This is a genomic window from Shewanella sp. 6_MG-2023 (assembly GCF_030547195.1).
Classification (GTDB): Bacteria; Pseudomonadota; Gammaproteobacteria; order Enterobacterales; family Shewanellaceae; genus Shewanella.
On record NZ_JAUOQU010000004.1, the window covers coordinates 178,888 to 194,040 of the forward strand.

At 41.9% G+C, this 15,153-nt stretch carries 11 protein-coding genes; 6 read left to right on the plus strand and 5 right to left on the minus strand.

Annotated features, from left to right (window positions below; all coding sequences use genetic code 11):
* Window position 1: 1 nt before the first annotated feature.
* Window positions 2-730 (minus strand): Crp/Fnr family transcriptional regulator, encoded by a 729-nt coding sequence (locus Q4533_RS04145; protein WP_102519976.1) that lies wholly within the window; start codon window positions 728-730, stop codon window positions 2-4.
* Between the two features lie 391 nt (window positions 731-1,121).
* Here Q4533_RS04145 and Q4533_RS04150 point away from each other — a divergent pair, with 391 nt between their 5' ends.
* From Q4533_RS04150 to Q4533_RS04165, 4 genes are all read left to right on the plus strand, one after another.
* Window positions 1,122-2,054 carry a D-glycerate dehydrogenase gene (locus Q4533_RS04150; RefSeq protein WP_102476428.1) on the plus strand — a complete coding sequence of 311 codons (933 nt, stop codon included), beginning with the start codon at window positions 1,122-1,124 and terminating at the stop codon, window positions 2,052-2,054.
* Between the two features lie 10 nt (window positions 2,055-2,064).
* Window positions 2,065-3,219: an alpha-hydroxy acid oxidase gene (locus Q4533_RS04155; RefSeq protein ID WP_303501992.1), complete on the plus strand. Its 1,155-nt coding sequence runs from the start codon at window positions 2,065-2,067 to the stop codon at window positions 3,217-3,219.
* A gap of 279 nt (window positions 3,220-3,498) precedes the next feature.
* Window positions 3,499-4,368, plus strand: a complete 870-nt coding sequence (gene mepA / locus Q4533_RS04160; RefSeq protein WP_102519975.1) for a penicillin-insensitive murein endopeptidase — start codon at window positions 3,499-3,501, stop codon at window positions 4,366-4,368.
* Between the two features lie 255 nt (window positions 4,369-4,623).
* Window positions 4,624-6,234 carry an ABC-F family ATPase gene (locus Q4533_RS04165; protein WP_303501994.1) on the plus strand — a complete coding sequence of 537 codons (1,611 nt, stop codon included), beginning with the start codon at window positions 4,624-4,626 and terminating at the stop codon, window positions 6,232-6,234.
* A 100-nt stretch (window positions 6,235-6,334) separates the two neighbouring features.
* Here Q4533_RS04165 and Q4533_RS04170 read toward each other — a convergent pair whose 3' ends face one another.
* The 4 genes from Q4533_RS04170 to Q4533_RS04185 all read right to left on the minus strand — a co-directional run bounded on the left by Q4533_RS04170 (window position 6,335) and on the right by Q4533_RS04185 (window position 12,394).
* Window positions 6,335-8,275: a S9 family peptidase gene (locus Q4533_RS04170; protein WP_102476432.1), complete on the minus strand. Its 1,941-nt coding sequence runs from the start codon at window positions 8,273-8,275 to the stop codon at window positions 6,335-6,337.
* 188 nt (window positions 8,276-8,463) lie between these two features.
* Entirely contained in the window at window positions 8,464-8,610 is a 147-nt protein-coding gene (locus Q4533_RS04175) for a hypothetical protein (protein WP_157936126.1), read from the minus strand.
* Between the two features lie 185 nt (window positions 8,611-8,795).
* Entirely contained in the window at window positions 8,796-10,979 is a 2,184-nt protein-coding gene (locus Q4533_RS04180) for an OsmC domain/YcaO domain-containing protein (RefSeq protein ID WP_303501995.1), read from the minus strand.
* A 248-nt stretch (window positions 10,980-11,227) separates the two neighbouring features.
* Window positions 11,228-12,394 carry a N(5)-(carboxyethyl)ornithine synthase gene (locus Q4533_RS04185; protein WP_102519970.1) on the minus strand — a complete coding sequence of 389 codons (1,167 nt, stop codon included), beginning with the start codon at window positions 12,392-12,394 and terminating at the stop codon, window positions 11,228-11,230.
* A gap of 670 nt (window positions 12,395-13,064) precedes the next feature.
* On the opposite strand from Q4533_RS04185, the gene Q4533_RS04190 reads away from it, so the two are divergent.
* Window positions 13,065-13,460, plus strand: a complete 396-nt coding sequence (locus tag Q4533_RS04190; RefSeq protein ID WP_102437087.1) for a hypothetical protein — start codon at window positions 13,065-13,067, stop codon at window positions 13,458-13,460.
* Between the two features lie 272 nt (window positions 13,461-13,732).
* Window positions 13,733-15,094, plus strand: coding sequence for a M17 family metallopeptidase (locus Q4533_RS04195; protein WP_303501996.1), 1,362 nt, complete (start codon window positions 13,733-13,735; stop codon window positions 15,092-15,094).
* The last annotated feature ends 59 nt before the right edge of the window (window positions 15,095-15,153 follow it).

Sequence of the window (15,153 nt, forward strand, 5' to 3'; positions counted from 1 at the left end):
TCTAGGCGGTATCTGCCATTGTCGAATAAAGCGGCACTATGGCTTGATGTGACAAATTCAAATCAAACAATTTGATCATGTTATCAATATCATTAATAAAAATTTTACCGTACTCAATTTGAATCAGGTTTTCTTGCTGCATTTTTTTCAATTCACGCCCGACGCTTTGCCGTGTTGCCCCCACCATTTGCCCGAGCATTTCTTGTGATATATCAGGTAAAGAGACGGCTTCAAGTTCTTTAGCGCCGCGGCTTAGGGCAAGCCTGACAATTGCTGCACCTAATCTTTCATAAAGTGGCAGTAATAATGCTTCATTTAAACTGGCAAAAGTGTATTGAATGCGGGTACATAGAAAGCGGTTTAGTGCTATCGACATTTCAGGAAAGTGCTGACTTAAATGTAAATAGTCTTTATGTGACAATACATTAACTTCAACATCAGTGCATGCCACAGCATAGTTAGGTCGATTATAGCGGGTGATTAATCCGATATCCCCAAAGCAATCACCTGCATGCAAAATGGCCACAATTAACTCTCGACCTTCTTTATTGTAATTACAAATCTTGACTTTACCTGACACCACTTGAAAGCCACAATTTGAGGTTTCACCAGAGTTGTAAATAAATTCATCTTTACGAAATTTTTTAAAGCTAAGCCTGTGGGATATTTGCTGCTGTATTTCGCTGGGTAATTCAGCGCGCCAATTATGTAGATGTTGAATTGTTAACATAGTGCAGAGAGTCCTTGTTCATTCGAACTTATTATTATTGGTCAATCATGGCTAGATTAAGTGATAGTCCCTACAAAGGCAAAGGCTAAAAAAAACACACGCTAGCAACAAATGCTGCCTAGTTTTTTATCCACTTAACAACACTATTCTTCTACCGATTAATAGTGATATTTATAGTAGACACGTTATTATCGTTCACAAAAGCAAGCCAATTAAGCTTATAAGTTTTATATCAATATCGACCATGAAGCATCTCAAATGCAACATTTGTTGCGGAAACAAACCATCGCTACTGGCACTCTAAACAATCACTAGCTTCAAAAATCATGACAGAAATAGCGAGACCTAAAACCAATTGATTGCCCATAAAAATAATAATAAGGACAAGATAATGACTGATATTATTGTACTTTCTCGCCCATTACCTCTACCGCAAATTAGCGCTAATGGCTCCGCAATCGAAGTGCGGGTATTTGAAGGTGATTACGCTGTTTTTACAGGTGCAAAGGTGTACTTAACAACGGCATTAGATGCCGTTAGTTCTGATTTTATTAATACCTTGCCGACATCCATTACATTAATCGCCAATATTGGTATTGGCGTTGATAATATTGACCTTAACGCCGCTAAAGCGCGCTCCATTTCGGTAACTAACACCCCGGTGGTCACTGAAGATACTGCCGACTTAGCCTTTGGGTTATTGCTAGCCACTTGCCGCCGACTTGGCGCAAATGAGCGCTTTTTACGCAGCGGTAAATGGTCTAAACAAGCCCCAATGGCCATGATGGGAAATCAAGTCCACGGTAAAAAGTTAGGCATTGTGGGAATGGGTAGCATAGGCCAAGCCGTTGCGCGCCGCGCCAAAGCCTTTAATATGGATATTTATTATTATAATCGCTCACGATCTCTCGAAGCCGAAGCAAACTATCAAGCCCATTATTGTGACAGTCTGGCGAGCTTGTTATCGTCTGTAGATATCATTAGTTTACATTGCCCACTCACCCCTGAATCACAACAGATAATCAATGCTGATAGCTTAGCCAATTGCAACGATGGCGCCATTTTGATCAATACCGGCCGCGGCGGATTAATTGATGACAACGCCCTCATCGATGCACTAAAAAACGGTAAAATTGCTGCAGCTGGATTAGATGTATTTGATGGTGAGCCTGATTTCCATTCTGGCTATCTTGATTTTGAAAATGTCACCTTAACTCCGCATATTGGCAGCGCAACGGCTGAATGCCGTCAAGCTATGGCAGGCAAAGCCTTACAAAATGTTATTGCGATGCTTGAAGGCAAACCGTTATCAACTCCTGTATAGAGCAGCCACTATGTTATTAACTAAGTCTTTAGAAAAATGCTTTAACATTGAGCAGTTACATCAGCAAGCACATAAAAACCTCCCCCTACCTGTGTATGACTACATGGCAGGCGGTGCTGACGATGAAGTGTCTTTGAGTCACAATGTTAATGCCTTTGATCAATATCAGATTATTCCTAAGTGTCTCACTAATGTCACCGACATCAATACCCACAGCCATATACTGGGCTGTGACATGTCGGCACCATTTTTTATTTCACCTGTGGGTCAGCAGCGCATGTTTCATGCTGATGCAGATATCGCTGGCGCTAAAGCCGCTGAAAAACAGGATATTTTGTTTACCTTATCCACTTTCTCTTCCAAAACCATTGAAGAGGTCGCCAGCAGTAGTTATGGCAATAAAATGTTTCAGGTATATGTCGTGACGGATCCGCAATTAAATGAAGAAATTATGCAGCGGGCAAAAGCGGCAAAATATCAAGCCATGTGTTTAACCGTTGATACCGTGGTGGGCGGCAATCGTGAGCGAGACATAAAAAATGGCTTAACCATACCCATGAACCTCAGCCTAAAAAGCCTATTGGAATTTGCTAAACATCCTTTGTGGGTAAAAAACTACTTTATGTCAGGTGGCAAAGATTTAGTTAATCTAAATGCAGCCCCCTCAACAGGCGATACCGAAAGCTTCCTTAAGTATATGGGTAATCTATTGGAGCGAAATCTCACTTGGGATCACGCCGCCAAGATGATTAAACAATGGGACGGCCCTTTTGCCATCAAAGGCATTATGTCGGTAGAAGATGCAGTTAAAGCTAAACACATTGGCGCATCGGCCATTATGCTCTCAAATCATGGCGGCAGACAGCTGGACTGCACCCCTGCGCCAATTGAAATGGTGGCTGACATTCGAGCGGCAGTCGGTCCAGACATCGAGCTCATCGTCGATGGCGGCATCAGACGCGGCAGCGATATTTTTAAAGCGATAGCCTTAGGCGCTAATGCGGTATCACTTGGCAGAGCATACGCCTATGGCCTAGCTGCGGGCGGGCAAGCGGGTGCAGAAAAAGCCATCTGTATACTCAAAACAGAATTGGTCCGTACTATGGCCTTGGCAGGCTGTCAAAGCCTTAAGGATATTAACACCAGCATGATCCGTAAGCGTTAACGGTCATCCTCATTCCCTTTAAGTGAGATAATATTAAGTTAGAACAACATCAGGCCTGCGAGCTCCCCCCCCTTCGCAGGCCTGATGCTCTAGTGTCATAATGCTACGACTTAAAAGAATTTAAGCATTCAAACTAATCCGCGCTATTCACTCGCCTAATTCCTATCGCCTTCTATACTTTTGTTGAGCTCATAAGTGATTTGATTATCAAGCATTCGCTAATTAACTCGCTCATGTCCTATACCTTTAATTCACAGTCTTGTAGGAGTAATTTTATCAATGACACGATTAAGCACCATATTACTGCTATTAAGTTTGTTAAGCATTTATCCACTGCAGGCCAGAACCAATCCTTGGGAGCTCGCCACCAGCATCTATCAAGGGCAAGTTGCAGCTATTGGCGGCTATGCTAATGGTTGTTTATCAGGCGCACAGCCACTGCCGTTAACGGGTGACGGCTACCAAGTTATTCGTAGTCAGCGGCAGCGTTTTTATGGCCACCCTAATCTCGTGAATTTTGTCAGTCACTATTCAAAGCAGCTAACTCAGCAAGGGATCAATAATATTTTCATCGGAGATATGTCGATGCCCCGCGGCGGTCAATTTGATTTTGGCCACAGCAGCCATCAAATAGGCTTAGATGTGGATATTTGGCTAAAACTAACCGAGGCGCCACTCAAGCCCCAAGAATTACAAAATCCACGTCATTTGTCTGTGGTTGATATTGATAAATTAACCGTTAATCAAGCATGGTCAAAACAACATAAAACCATGCTCAAAGTCGCTGCAGAGAATAATCAGGTCGCTCGGATTTTTGTTAATCCAATCATCAAGCAGCAGCTGTGTAATGAACGAAGCGACAAGGATACTTGGCTACAAAAAATTCGTCCTTGGTGGGGCCATACCTCTCACATGCATGTGCGCTTGCATTGCCCTGAAACTGATAGCTTATGTAAAGCGCAGCAGCCCATTAAATCAGGTCATGGCTGTGAAGAATTAACTTGGTGGACCCAGCAACTTAAGCGTGCAGCGGCAAGCCAGCAACAAGCTAAACAACCTAAAACGGCAGCGGCGCCAAAGCCAAAGCCTTTAAAACAAAAACCGCTTTCCTGTGAACCACTAGTTAAAAACTTACAGGCAAAACAGTAATTTCCCCCTCTTAAAACATTCACTATTGAGCATTTGCCCGTTAAATTGCACTAAACAGGCCAAAAATATACTTTAACTGCATTGGCTGCTCGACATATGAGCAGTTATGTCTGTATAATCCGCGGCTGTTTTACCTACGTAAATGCTCTGCCTTTTTAAGGTCAGCGTTTATCTGCTTAGCTTGGCTGAACTCAAAGTACCTTTTTATTGTACATCGAGCTTTGTTTTGCATACTTAACCATTCAGGATATTCCTTTGATTTCTACCGCAAATATCACCATGCAGTTTGGCCCAGAGCCATTGTTTGAAAACATCTCAGCTAAATTTGGCCACGGAAACCGTTATGGTTTAATTGGTGCCAACGGTTGTGGTAAATCAACCTTCATGAAAATTCTAAGTGGTGAACTTGCACCGACTTCTGGCAACGTGTCTATTACTCCGGGCCAAAAAGTCGGTACCTTAAGTCAAGATCAGTTTGCTTTTGAACAGTACAGCGTAGTCGATGCTGTCATTCAGGGTGACCCAAAACTGTGGGAAGTTAAGCAAGAGCGTGAACGCATTTATTCTTTGCCTGAAATGACTGAAGAAGACGGAATGAGAGTCGGTGAACTTGAAAGTGAGTTTGCTGAAATGGACGGTTACATTGCAGAAAGCCGCGCTGGTGAAATCTTACTTGAAGCCGGTATCGATGAAGAATATCACTTTGGTTTAATGAGCCAAGTCGCTCCCGGTAAAAAGCTACGTGTATTACTGGCACAGGCTTTATTCTCAAACCCTGATATCTTGCTGCTTGATGAACCGACCAACAACTTGGACATACATACCATTAGTTGGTTAGCAGATGAGTTAAACAAACGTAAATGCACCATGATCATCATCTCCCATGATAGACATTTCTTGAACACTGTCTGTACTCATATGGCTGATATCGATTACGGTGAACTGCGTATTTACCCTGGTAATTACGAATACTTCCTTGAAGCTGCAGGCTTAATCCAAGAGCAGTTATTAGCAGGTAACGCTAAGAAAGTGGCTGAAATGGCTGAACTTCAAGACTTTGTTAACCGTTTTGGTGCTAACGCATCTAAAGCGAAGCAAGCCAGTTCTCGTGCTAAAAAGCTTGATAAAATTTCGCTAGATGAAGTTAAATCATCTAGTCGCATGACGCCTTCATTACGTTTTGACGAAAGCAAAAAAATGCATCGTCAAGCGCTTATCATGGAAGACGTTGGCCATGGTTTTGAAGATAATACCTTATTCCAAGGCGGTAACATTATCCTTGAAGCAGGCGCAAAGCTTGCTGTTATTGGTGAAAACGGTGTCGGTAAAACTACCCTGCTACGCTGTTTAGTTAACGATCTGACCAATAACGAAGGTGTGGTTAAGTGGTCTGAAAATGCCGCTATCGGTTACTGCCCGCAAGACAGCAGCAAAGACTTTGATAATGATCTAAGTTTATTTGATTGGATGTCGCAATGGCGCACCCCAAGACATAACGATTTAATGGTCCGTGGTATGTTAGGCCGTCTTCTATTTACTGAAGATGATGCCAACAAGAAAGCCCGTAACTGTTCAGGTGGTGAAAAGAACCGTCTATTATTTGGTAAGTTAATGATGATGGATGTAAATGTACTCATCATGGACGAGCCAACCAACCACATGGACATGGAAGCCATTGAAGCGCTGAACAATGCCCTTAAAGAATTTGAAGGCACCTTGATTTTCGTTAGCCACGATAGAGAATTTGTATCATCGCTTGCAACTCACATCATTGATGTGAGAGACCAAAAGTTATTAAGCTTCCACGGTACCTTTAACGAGTACATGGCAAGCCAAGCTGAAGCAGCAGCGCTGATAAAAAAATAAGCCTTATTAACGAAGATTATTCGTAATATCGCAGTCATAAAAAAGCCATTTGAATATTCAAATGGCTTTTTTGTTTTTACGCTATGCCAACCTTTGGAACTTATAAATAGGTATTTAAAAATTCGAGGTATTTATTAGAAGCACTAATGCGGTTAGCTTTTTTACTAAAGCCATGGCCTTCATCATCAAACACAAGGTAATCAACATAAGTGCCGCCCGAGCGGATTGACTCGACCATTTCATCACTCTCAATTTTTAGTACTCGGGGATCATTTGCCCCTTGCACCACCAACACCGGGCTTTTCACTTGTTCACCAAAAAACACTGGTGAAATATTGTGTAAGCGCTCTTTATCTGTCGTTGGGTCCCCTAACTCGTCATAAAGACTTTTACGAAATGCTTCCCAGTAAGGCGGTATGCTTTCAAGGGTTCTCACCCAGTTAGTAACGCCAAAGATATTAATTCCGACCTTAAACTCATCAGTAAATGCCATCGCAGCCATTGTTAAGTAACCGCCATAACTGCCACCCATAACACCAATCTTATCGGCATCAACCCAATCTAAGGTTTGAAGGTATTTTTTGTTATACACCACATCTTGTAAATCATCTTCACCATGACGTTTATCATCTAAGTGAAAAAACGTTTTACCATATCCACTTGAACCACGATTGTTAATCTTAATGATGGCATAGCCGTTATTCACCAGATGTTGAACTGTTGCAGAGTACCCTTTGCGAGATTGCCCGCCAGGACCACCATGGATATAAATCAATGCGGGCACTTTTTTCATATTAGCTTGTTTAGGCTTATATAAAATCGCAGGAATCTCTAAACCATCAAAGCTTTTAAAACGCACCACTTCACCGGTAACAAGATTCTGTTCTTTTATGTTTGGATTACCAGAATTGGTTAATCGAAGTATCGAGTCTGTACCTAATTTGTGGGTATATAAGTTTGATGGTGAAGTATCTGAGTTAATGTAAAACACCATTGAACTTGAATCATCAGAGAAATTTACCCCGCGTAAATCACCACTGGGTAAGGTCGGTAATTGCAGTTCAGAATTAGTGGTTAAATCAGTAATAATCAACTGTGTTTGCGCATCGGCATTGACACCGGTAATTTGAAAACGACCATCTTTTGAAAAGTAGCTAAAACTGACATCCCAATCTGCCTTATAGCTTAAGGTGCTCTCACCTGTTGCTAAATCATATGCCCATGATTGATTGAACTCACCAAATTCATCGGTGGCATACAACAAGCGTTTATTGTCTTTAGAAAATGTATCAACCGAATAAGACACATCACCACTATGTTCAGTGAGCAAGCGTGGTTTTGCCATTTTCAATCTAAGGTCGATTAAATAAAGATCTGAGTTACTGTTTGAATGGCTTTTACTCAGCGCGATAAAACGGCCATTTGGACTCACACTTTCTACACTAAAACCAGAGTCATTTTTAAACACTAATTGGCGACTGTAATCTTCAGTATTATATTGATAAACATCAAAATACTTAGCATCTCGTTCATTGGTTACCACAAAGAAAGATTGCTCATCTTCATGCCATGACATTACTGACGCTTTTAAGCCTTCGCCTGGGGTTAAATCCACGTCAGTGCCATCTAACTCTTGGACATAAAGATGATTAAGTTCATCACCACCTTTATCCGCGCTATATAAAAAACGTTCGTCTTTTGGAAACCACGACTCAACAAATACTGATTCTTTAGTTGAAAACGTCAGTTGTTTTGACGGGCTGCCATCAACAGGCACACGATAAGCATTGAAAATACCGCTTTTATCATTACTGACTAAAACAGCATTGCCTAAATGGTTAATTGAAGAGCCAAATACACTGGTGGTTTTATAAAACTCTTCAGCATTGTAAGTTTCAAATGCCACTGAATTACTGGCAACTAAATCAATTGGATCAGCTTGTGGTTTAACATCATTGGAGTTACTGGAATTCGAGCAACCACCTAGTGCAACCGCCATTATGGCTGTTGTGATAGCAGTTGTGATGAGGGTTTTAAGCATGAAAATATCCTTATTATGTCCGAGAACTTAAACGAGATAATTCAAAAAGTAGCGATGAATTATTGAGTACAGTATTCAACCTAGCAGGAGATGCTAATATTGGCTAGCCGTATGAGAATCAATAAAACAGAAGTTGAAGCGGAACGTTATAACATTTAAATAAAATAACGATTATGCGAATACATTAACTAGCAAGTTGAAATGAGATAGCCAAAGGTATTATTTGCATGCTCTGGAACGCCCAAACCCACTAAAGTAGACATCACAAAAATCACCAACGTGGTTATAGCTAACGCCCCTATGATAATCATTAATAGCCTAAATAATGTTGCCATCTAAGTTCCTTTAGCCTTCACTTTTAACTGACTGATACGATTTATCTCAATCATATTTCAGCCATAAGTTAACAGAATGAGCTCATATAGTGTTATTGATAAATGCTATTACCTTTATACAAATGACAAAAACAACAAAGCCCATCATGAAATGGGCTTTGTTAAATTGGTTTTAACTGTATTCGTTATTTAGCGGCATTAGCGCGTGCTTGATGCAGCTTTTTATAGCTTTCAATCAATCTTAAATGCGGCTCGATACCTTCAAGCTTCATGCTGGTTTGAGTCAAACCAAAGAACTTCACCTCACCAGTGACACTGCCAACAACGTTTTTCATATTGTCTTCACCAAACATACGGTTGAAGTTATTGATAAAGTGCTCAAGCTCTAAATCGTCACCTAAGGTGACTTCTAATACCGCATTCACCGCTTGATAAAACAAACCGCGCTCAACTGTGTTGTCGTTGTATTGTAAAAACTCAGCCACGTAATCCATTGCATCTTCAAGTCTGCCTATCGCAAGATAGATTAAGATTTTAAGCTCGATGATGGTTAACTGTCCCCAAGGGGTGTTTTCGTCAAACACGATACCAATTAAGGTTGGAATATCGGTTTGATTATCCAGTTGGCTTTCTTCTAAACGCTCAACTAAATCTGTTAACTGCTCTTGGGTTAACACATGCAGGTTTAAAATCTCTTCACGGTAATCCAGCGCTTTATTGGTGTTGTCCCAAATAAGATCTTCAACTGGATACACTTCAGAATAATCAGGCACCAAGATACGACAAACCGCTGCGCCTAATTGGTCAAACTCAGCAATATAAGCTTCTTTGCCAATATCCGCTAAGATGCCAAACAGACTTTCAGTTTCTTCTTCCGTAGTACCAGAGAAATCCCATTCGCAGAAATCATAATCATGATTGCTGCTGAAGAAACGCCACGAGATAACACCTGTAGAGTCAATAAAGTGTTCAACAAAGTTTTCAGGCTCTGTCACTGTCATGCTATTGAACGTCGGCTTTGGCACATCGTTCAAGCCTTCAAAGCTTCGACCTTGCAGTAATTCTGTCAGGCTGCGCTCAAGCGCCACTTCAAGGCTAGGATGGGCGCCAAATGAAGCAAATACGCCGCCGGTTTTAGGGTTCATCAAGGTGACACACATCACTGGGAATTGACCTCCAAGTGAGGCATCTTTAACCACAACAGGGAAACCCTGCTCTTCTAAGCCTTTAATACCCGCCAAAATGCTTGGGTACTTTTCAAGCACCGTCATTGGCACATCAGGCAGGACAATTTCTTGCTCGATGATTTGACGTTTTACCGCGCGCTCAAAGATTTCAGATAAACACTGCACCTTGGCTTCAGCAAGGTTATTACCCGCGCTCATGCCGTTACTTAAAAATAAGTTCTCGATTAAATTAGACGGGATATTAACCACTTCGCCATCTGAGTGACGAGTATAAGGAATGGTACAAATACCACGCTCAAAGTTACCTGAGTTGGTATCTATCAGATTTGAACCCGCTAACTCACCATCTGGATTATAAATCTCTAAACAGTAGTCATCTAAAATGCCGCTTGGCAGCGAGTCATCTTCTTCTAACTCAAACCATGTTTCATTGGGATAATGCACAAACTCGCTATTAGCTATCTCTTCGCCAAAGAACTGGTCGTTATAAAAGAAGTTACAGTTTAAACGTTCAATGAATTCACCTAAGGCAGAGCACAGCGCACTCTCTTTCGTCGCGCCTTTACCATTAGTAAAACAGGCTGGTGATGCTGCATCACGAATATGCAGTGACCACACATTCGGCACAATGTTACGCCATGAAGAAATTTCAATCTTCATTCCCAGCTCTGCTAACATGGCAGTCATGTTGGTGATGGTTTCTTCAAGGGGTAAGTCTTTACCTATGATGTAGGTGCTGGTATCGCCTTCAGGTTGACCCATTAGCATGGCATTGGCGTCAGCGGCTAAATCATCAACGGTTTCGATTTTAAATTCAGGGCCGGTTTGCACCACTTTTTTAACCGTGCAGCGGTCGATAGAACGTAAAATACCGGTACGATCTTTTTCAGAAATATCATCTGGTAATTCAACTTGGATCTGAAAAATCTGGTTATAACGATCTTCAGGATCAACAATGTTGTTTTGTGATAGCTTGATATTTTCCGTAGGAATATCACGGGCTTTACAATACACCTTGATAAAGTAAGCCGCACACAGCGCTGACGACGCTAAGAAGTAATCAAACGGACTTGGCGCTGACCCATCACCTTTGTAGCGAATAGGCTGATCGGCAGTAACAGTAAAGTCGTCAAACTTGGCTTCAAGTCTTAAGTTGTCGAGAAAATTAACTTTGATTTCCATTGAATAGTTCCAGAGTCGTGCGCTGTAAATTGGCGGGTATATCTAATGAGGTGAATTATCGGTGTTTTTAGCGCAATAGTCTTGGGTTAATTGTCACTATTGCTTAATTAGCTGAAAAATTTCCCCTGCATTAAACAATAATCAAAGGCTTAGCATTGGCCATGCTTGCACATGACCAGCTAAGTTATTGCTGATTAAGTCGACATATAGATTTATTTATGACATCTGCCATAGTTAAATGACTATAGTTAAACGGCGAGGCTTAATTCAATATCTTTAATCTTGTAAGGGTACTCTGCCTCACGGTGCTGAAACGATAAAATCGCCTCATTTAAAACAACGCCCTCTTCAATGTTTATCGCTTGGCGAATAGTTTCATTTTGCTGCCAAGCGCTCTGCCCTGCTAGCACTGCAGGTAAATACACAATCAGCGCTGCTGAAATCGACCGAGTAGCACTTTCCCAAAGGTAAGTCGGGGTATGATCCACCGCATAATAATCCACCGTTTTATAGTTAAACATTGGCTGTTTAAATGTGGTCGGCTTAGCAAAAAAGAAGCCCATTTTTTCATCGCAACTGACATCAATGATCAAACTATGGGGTTTTAGGCACTCTGCTTCAGATTCGATCACGAAATTAGTTGGCTTGGCAGTGTTTTGAAAAGTGCCGTTAACGATAATATCGGCTTCACTGATGAGCTCTGTTAATGGCCTGCTACTGCCATCATGCTCAACCACCATCATTCGGGCTTCGCCCGTCTCGCCTGCGCGAATACGGACATAGTTACAATCTAATACTTCTTCACGCACTTGCTCTTCAGGTCGCTGAATACAAATGGTAATGTCTTTAAAACCATGGGCTTTAAGGGCGTAAATCGCGCCGCGACTCACGGCGCCAAAGCCAAAAATAATCGTCTTACGTTGATCGCCATAGTGGCCATCAATGCCTTTAAGTTGTAATGAGTGTAGCACCGCACAATAACCAGCCATTTCATTATTTTTATAAAAAGTATGACGACCCATTTGCCCCGTTGCCGACCAAATAAACATATCTTCAAAAGCAATTAGGGTTTGTTTGCGATCTAGCGCTGCTTGAGTAATATCTTGCTGCTGCACACAATGTACATAACCCCATAAAGTGCCGCCTTCACGCAGCTCTTGTAAATCTTCTAACACCGGCTTGGCAATAATTACCGTACCAATATTTGCCAGTAACTCATGACGCGTGGCAATACCGCCAGTTAATGCAGCAATTTCAGCATCTGAGATCCCAAAGGGTTCGCCATAACCTTGCTCAAATATGAGTTGCTTTCGAAGCGCTTGCGGAATGCGCAGTAAATGTCCTGGGTGAATGGGAAAGCGTTTTTCGTCTACTTTTCTTGAAGTCCCTATGACTCCTACTTTTAACGTGTTCATGTCATCGTTCCTTGTTATATCAATGGATCTATGTGACTGCATACACGAATGTTTATTTTCGCCAATGGCCAGTTGCTCTAATGATTAGAGGTGGGATCTGCTCTGGTTAATGCGACAGTCGTAAACAACGCGGCCTAATTAACATAGAGTTTTATAAATGGAAGAACTTTACGGTGACCGAGCTTAAAAAAGCGTCGCAGACGATAAAGTGTCAATATTTGAAGGGGAAATTTATTGCATACTCATTTATCCACTACGAAGGTTTTAGCTACAGAATTATGGGAAGTTCATATAACTAGCAGTGTGAGCACTTAATGAATTAATCATTGCTAACGCTTTTGAAAACTCATATAGCACAAGATGAGGTTGTCTATTTACCGAAGAAGATAAAAAAGATAAGCGCCTTACTTTAGCATAAATTAGCCCGCTAAAGTTAAAATGCGCAGCTTTAGTCCTGTTAAAACCGCGGCTGCTAAATATAAGCTCGCATTTAAACAAGATAAGTCAAGCCAGCTAAATTGGCCTACTTTTGCATAATCTTTAAAAAAGTCAGTCTATATTATTAGATTATGCTTAAAAACAACTACACTGATCTCATCGAGATCAGCTAAATGTAACTATTCACTTTAATAAATAGGTTAACTACAGCCACTATGCGACAATCGCGCCCATGAGTATCTACCAGCTATTACACAAGGCCCCTATTCGCGTTATCCGTATTGGAAGACGGCGCATTTGGCTACGTGTAAAACTGGATATGTTGGTGGTAAAACAGGCCTTAGCCCAAGAAAAGCAAGAAACCAAAGCCATGCTGGTGACTTATAAACGCTATACCTGCAAGCAAGCCAACAAGGATGAATTAGCCGAAGCCAATAAACAATTTGCCGACTTACTCAAAGGTTTGGGCTTAGGGGTTTTCGCGGTGTTACCTTTTGCCCCTATTACTATTCCTTTGGTATTAAAACTCGGCAAAATGGTAGGCGTTGACGTGCTGCCAAGCTCATTCAATAATATGTCCGAACGCAAAGCCAATGCTCGAAAAAACGCCATTAACAAAACCAGTTAACCCAAATAGCCACAGCCTAACTGATAAGTGACAATAGCCAGTAGCTAAACTAATAAGCAACTACCACGGTTATTTTTTAGCAATCCTAATAACTTTGCCAAAAAGTAGTCGTAACCTCAGCTCATAACCGCCTATTTCAGTCGCGCCATTCCACTATAGTCATCTATTGCAGCAAACAAGCACACTAAAACCATCTCTATGCTTTCTAGAATCAAATCAGCCTGATACTCTTAGGGATATCCTTAAACTCATCGCAATCAACGAGTCCTACTATGAGCAATATCATTATTTCAGGTGTTTCAGGCATTCCCCTGTCTATTTTCAATAGCGAAACATTTGCACAGTGGCGCGATAAGCAGTCTAAAAATGTTACTAACTGGCTCACCACCACCCAGTTTTCAGGTAAAGGCATGAGCTTAATTCCTAATACCGAAGGTGAGTTAGCTGAAGTTATTTTTGTGAGTAACCAAGATGACTCTTATTGGCTGTGTGGTGATCTGGTTAATCAACTGCCCGCAGGTCAATACCAATTAAACGCGGATGAGAAGCAGATAAAAACCGCCGCATTTAGTTGGGGTTTAGGGGCGTATCAGTTCGATCGCTACAAAAAAAGCGACAAGCAAATTCCACAGCTTATTGTGCCGACTAGTGCGCAAGCTGATGAAGCTAATAAGTTCATCCGCTCAGTGTCATTAGTCCGTGACTTGGTTAACACACCCGCCGCCGATATGATGCCGCAACACTTAGCTGAGACCATGAGCGCCATGGCGACAGAATTTGGCGCTAAGCTCAACCAAATTGTCGGTGATGAACTACTTGAGCAAAACTACCCGACCATTCATATGGTTGGCCGCGCCAGCGCAAATGTTCCGCGCTTAATCGACTTAACTTGGGGTGATGAATCGGCTCCTAAAGTGACCCTAGTAGGTAAAGGTGTGTGTTTTGACTCTGGTGGCCTTGATTTAAAACCCGGCGCCGGCATGCGCTTTATGAAAAAAGACATGGGCGGCGCAGCGCATGTTATTGGTTTAGCGCAATTGATTATGGCGAGCAACTTACCTATTCGTCTGCGGGTATTGGTTCCTGCGGTTGAAAATGCCGTTTCAGCCAATGCCTTTAGGCCCGGTGATGTGATTACTACCCGCAAAGGGCTGACCGTTGAAATTGATAATACTGACGCCGAAGGCCGCTTAGTATTGTGTGATGCCCTTGCTGAAGCCAATAACGACAAACCTGAGCTAATGATTGATTTTGCCACCTTAACAGGGGCTATGCGAGTTGCTTTAGGCACCGAGCTGCCGGGGTTCTTTAGTAACGATGACCAAGTGGCCGCCGATATTACCGCATCGGGTTTATCTGTAGACGACCCAGTTTGGCGCATGCCACTGCATAAACCTTATTATGACTTAACCTGTAGTGATATTGCTGACTTAGCCAACTGCGGCAAAACTCCATTTGGCGGCGCAATTACCGCAGCACTTTATCTTGAGGCCTTTGTTGATAAAGATATTAGCTGGAGTCACTTCGATGTGATGGCATGGAATAACCGTAAATTACCGGGTCGTCCTGTGGGTGGTGAAGCCTTTGGTATTCGTGCGGTATTTGATTACCTGCAAAATCGATTTGATAAGTAAACTAAGCCCAAAACCTCATTAGCGAAAAGGCCTGTCGATACAGGCCTTTTCTTTATTAA

Excerpts from the sequence above, each read along its gene's own strand:
- Q4533_RS04145 (WP_102519976.1), bottom strand. The coding sequence starts at position 730 with ATGTTAACAATTCAACATCTACATAATTGGCGCGCTGAATTACCCAGC.
- Q4533_RS04150 (WP_102476428.1), top strand. The coding sequence starts at position 1,122 with ATGACTGATATTATTGTACTTTCTCGCCCATTACCTCTACCGCAAATT.
- Q4533_RS04155 (WP_303501992.1), top strand. The coding sequence starts at position 2,065 with ATGTTATTAACTAAGTCTTTAGAAAAATGCTTTAACATTGAGCAGTTA.
- mepA (WP_102519975.1), top strand. The coding sequence starts at position 3,499 with ATGACACGATTAAGCACCATATTACTGCTATTAAGTTTGTTAAGCATT.
- Q4533_RS04170 (WP_102476432.1), bottom strand. The coding sequence starts at position 8,275 with ATGCTTAAAACCCTCATCACAACTGCTATCACAACAGCCATAATGGCG.
- Q4533_RS04175 (WP_157936126.1), bottom strand. The coding sequence starts at position 8,610 with ATGGCAACATTATTTAGGCTATTAATGATTATCATAGGGGCGTTAGCT.
- Q4533_RS04180 (WP_303501995.1), bottom strand. The coding sequence starts at position 10,979 with ATGGAAATCAAAGTTAATTTTCTCGACAACTTAAGACTTGAAGCCAAG.
- Q4533_RS04185 (WP_102519970.1), bottom strand. The coding sequence starts at position 12,394 with ATGAACACGTTAAAAGTAGGAGTCATAGGGACTTCAAGAAAAGTAGAC.
- Q4533_RS04190 (WP_102437087.1), top strand. The coding sequence starts at position 13,065 with ATGAGTATCTACCAGCTATTACACAAGGCCCCTATTCGCGTTATCCGT.
- Q4533_RS04195 (WP_303501996.1), top strand. The coding sequence starts at position 13,733 with ATGAGCAATATCATTATTTCAGGTGTTTCAGGCATTCCCCTGTCTATT.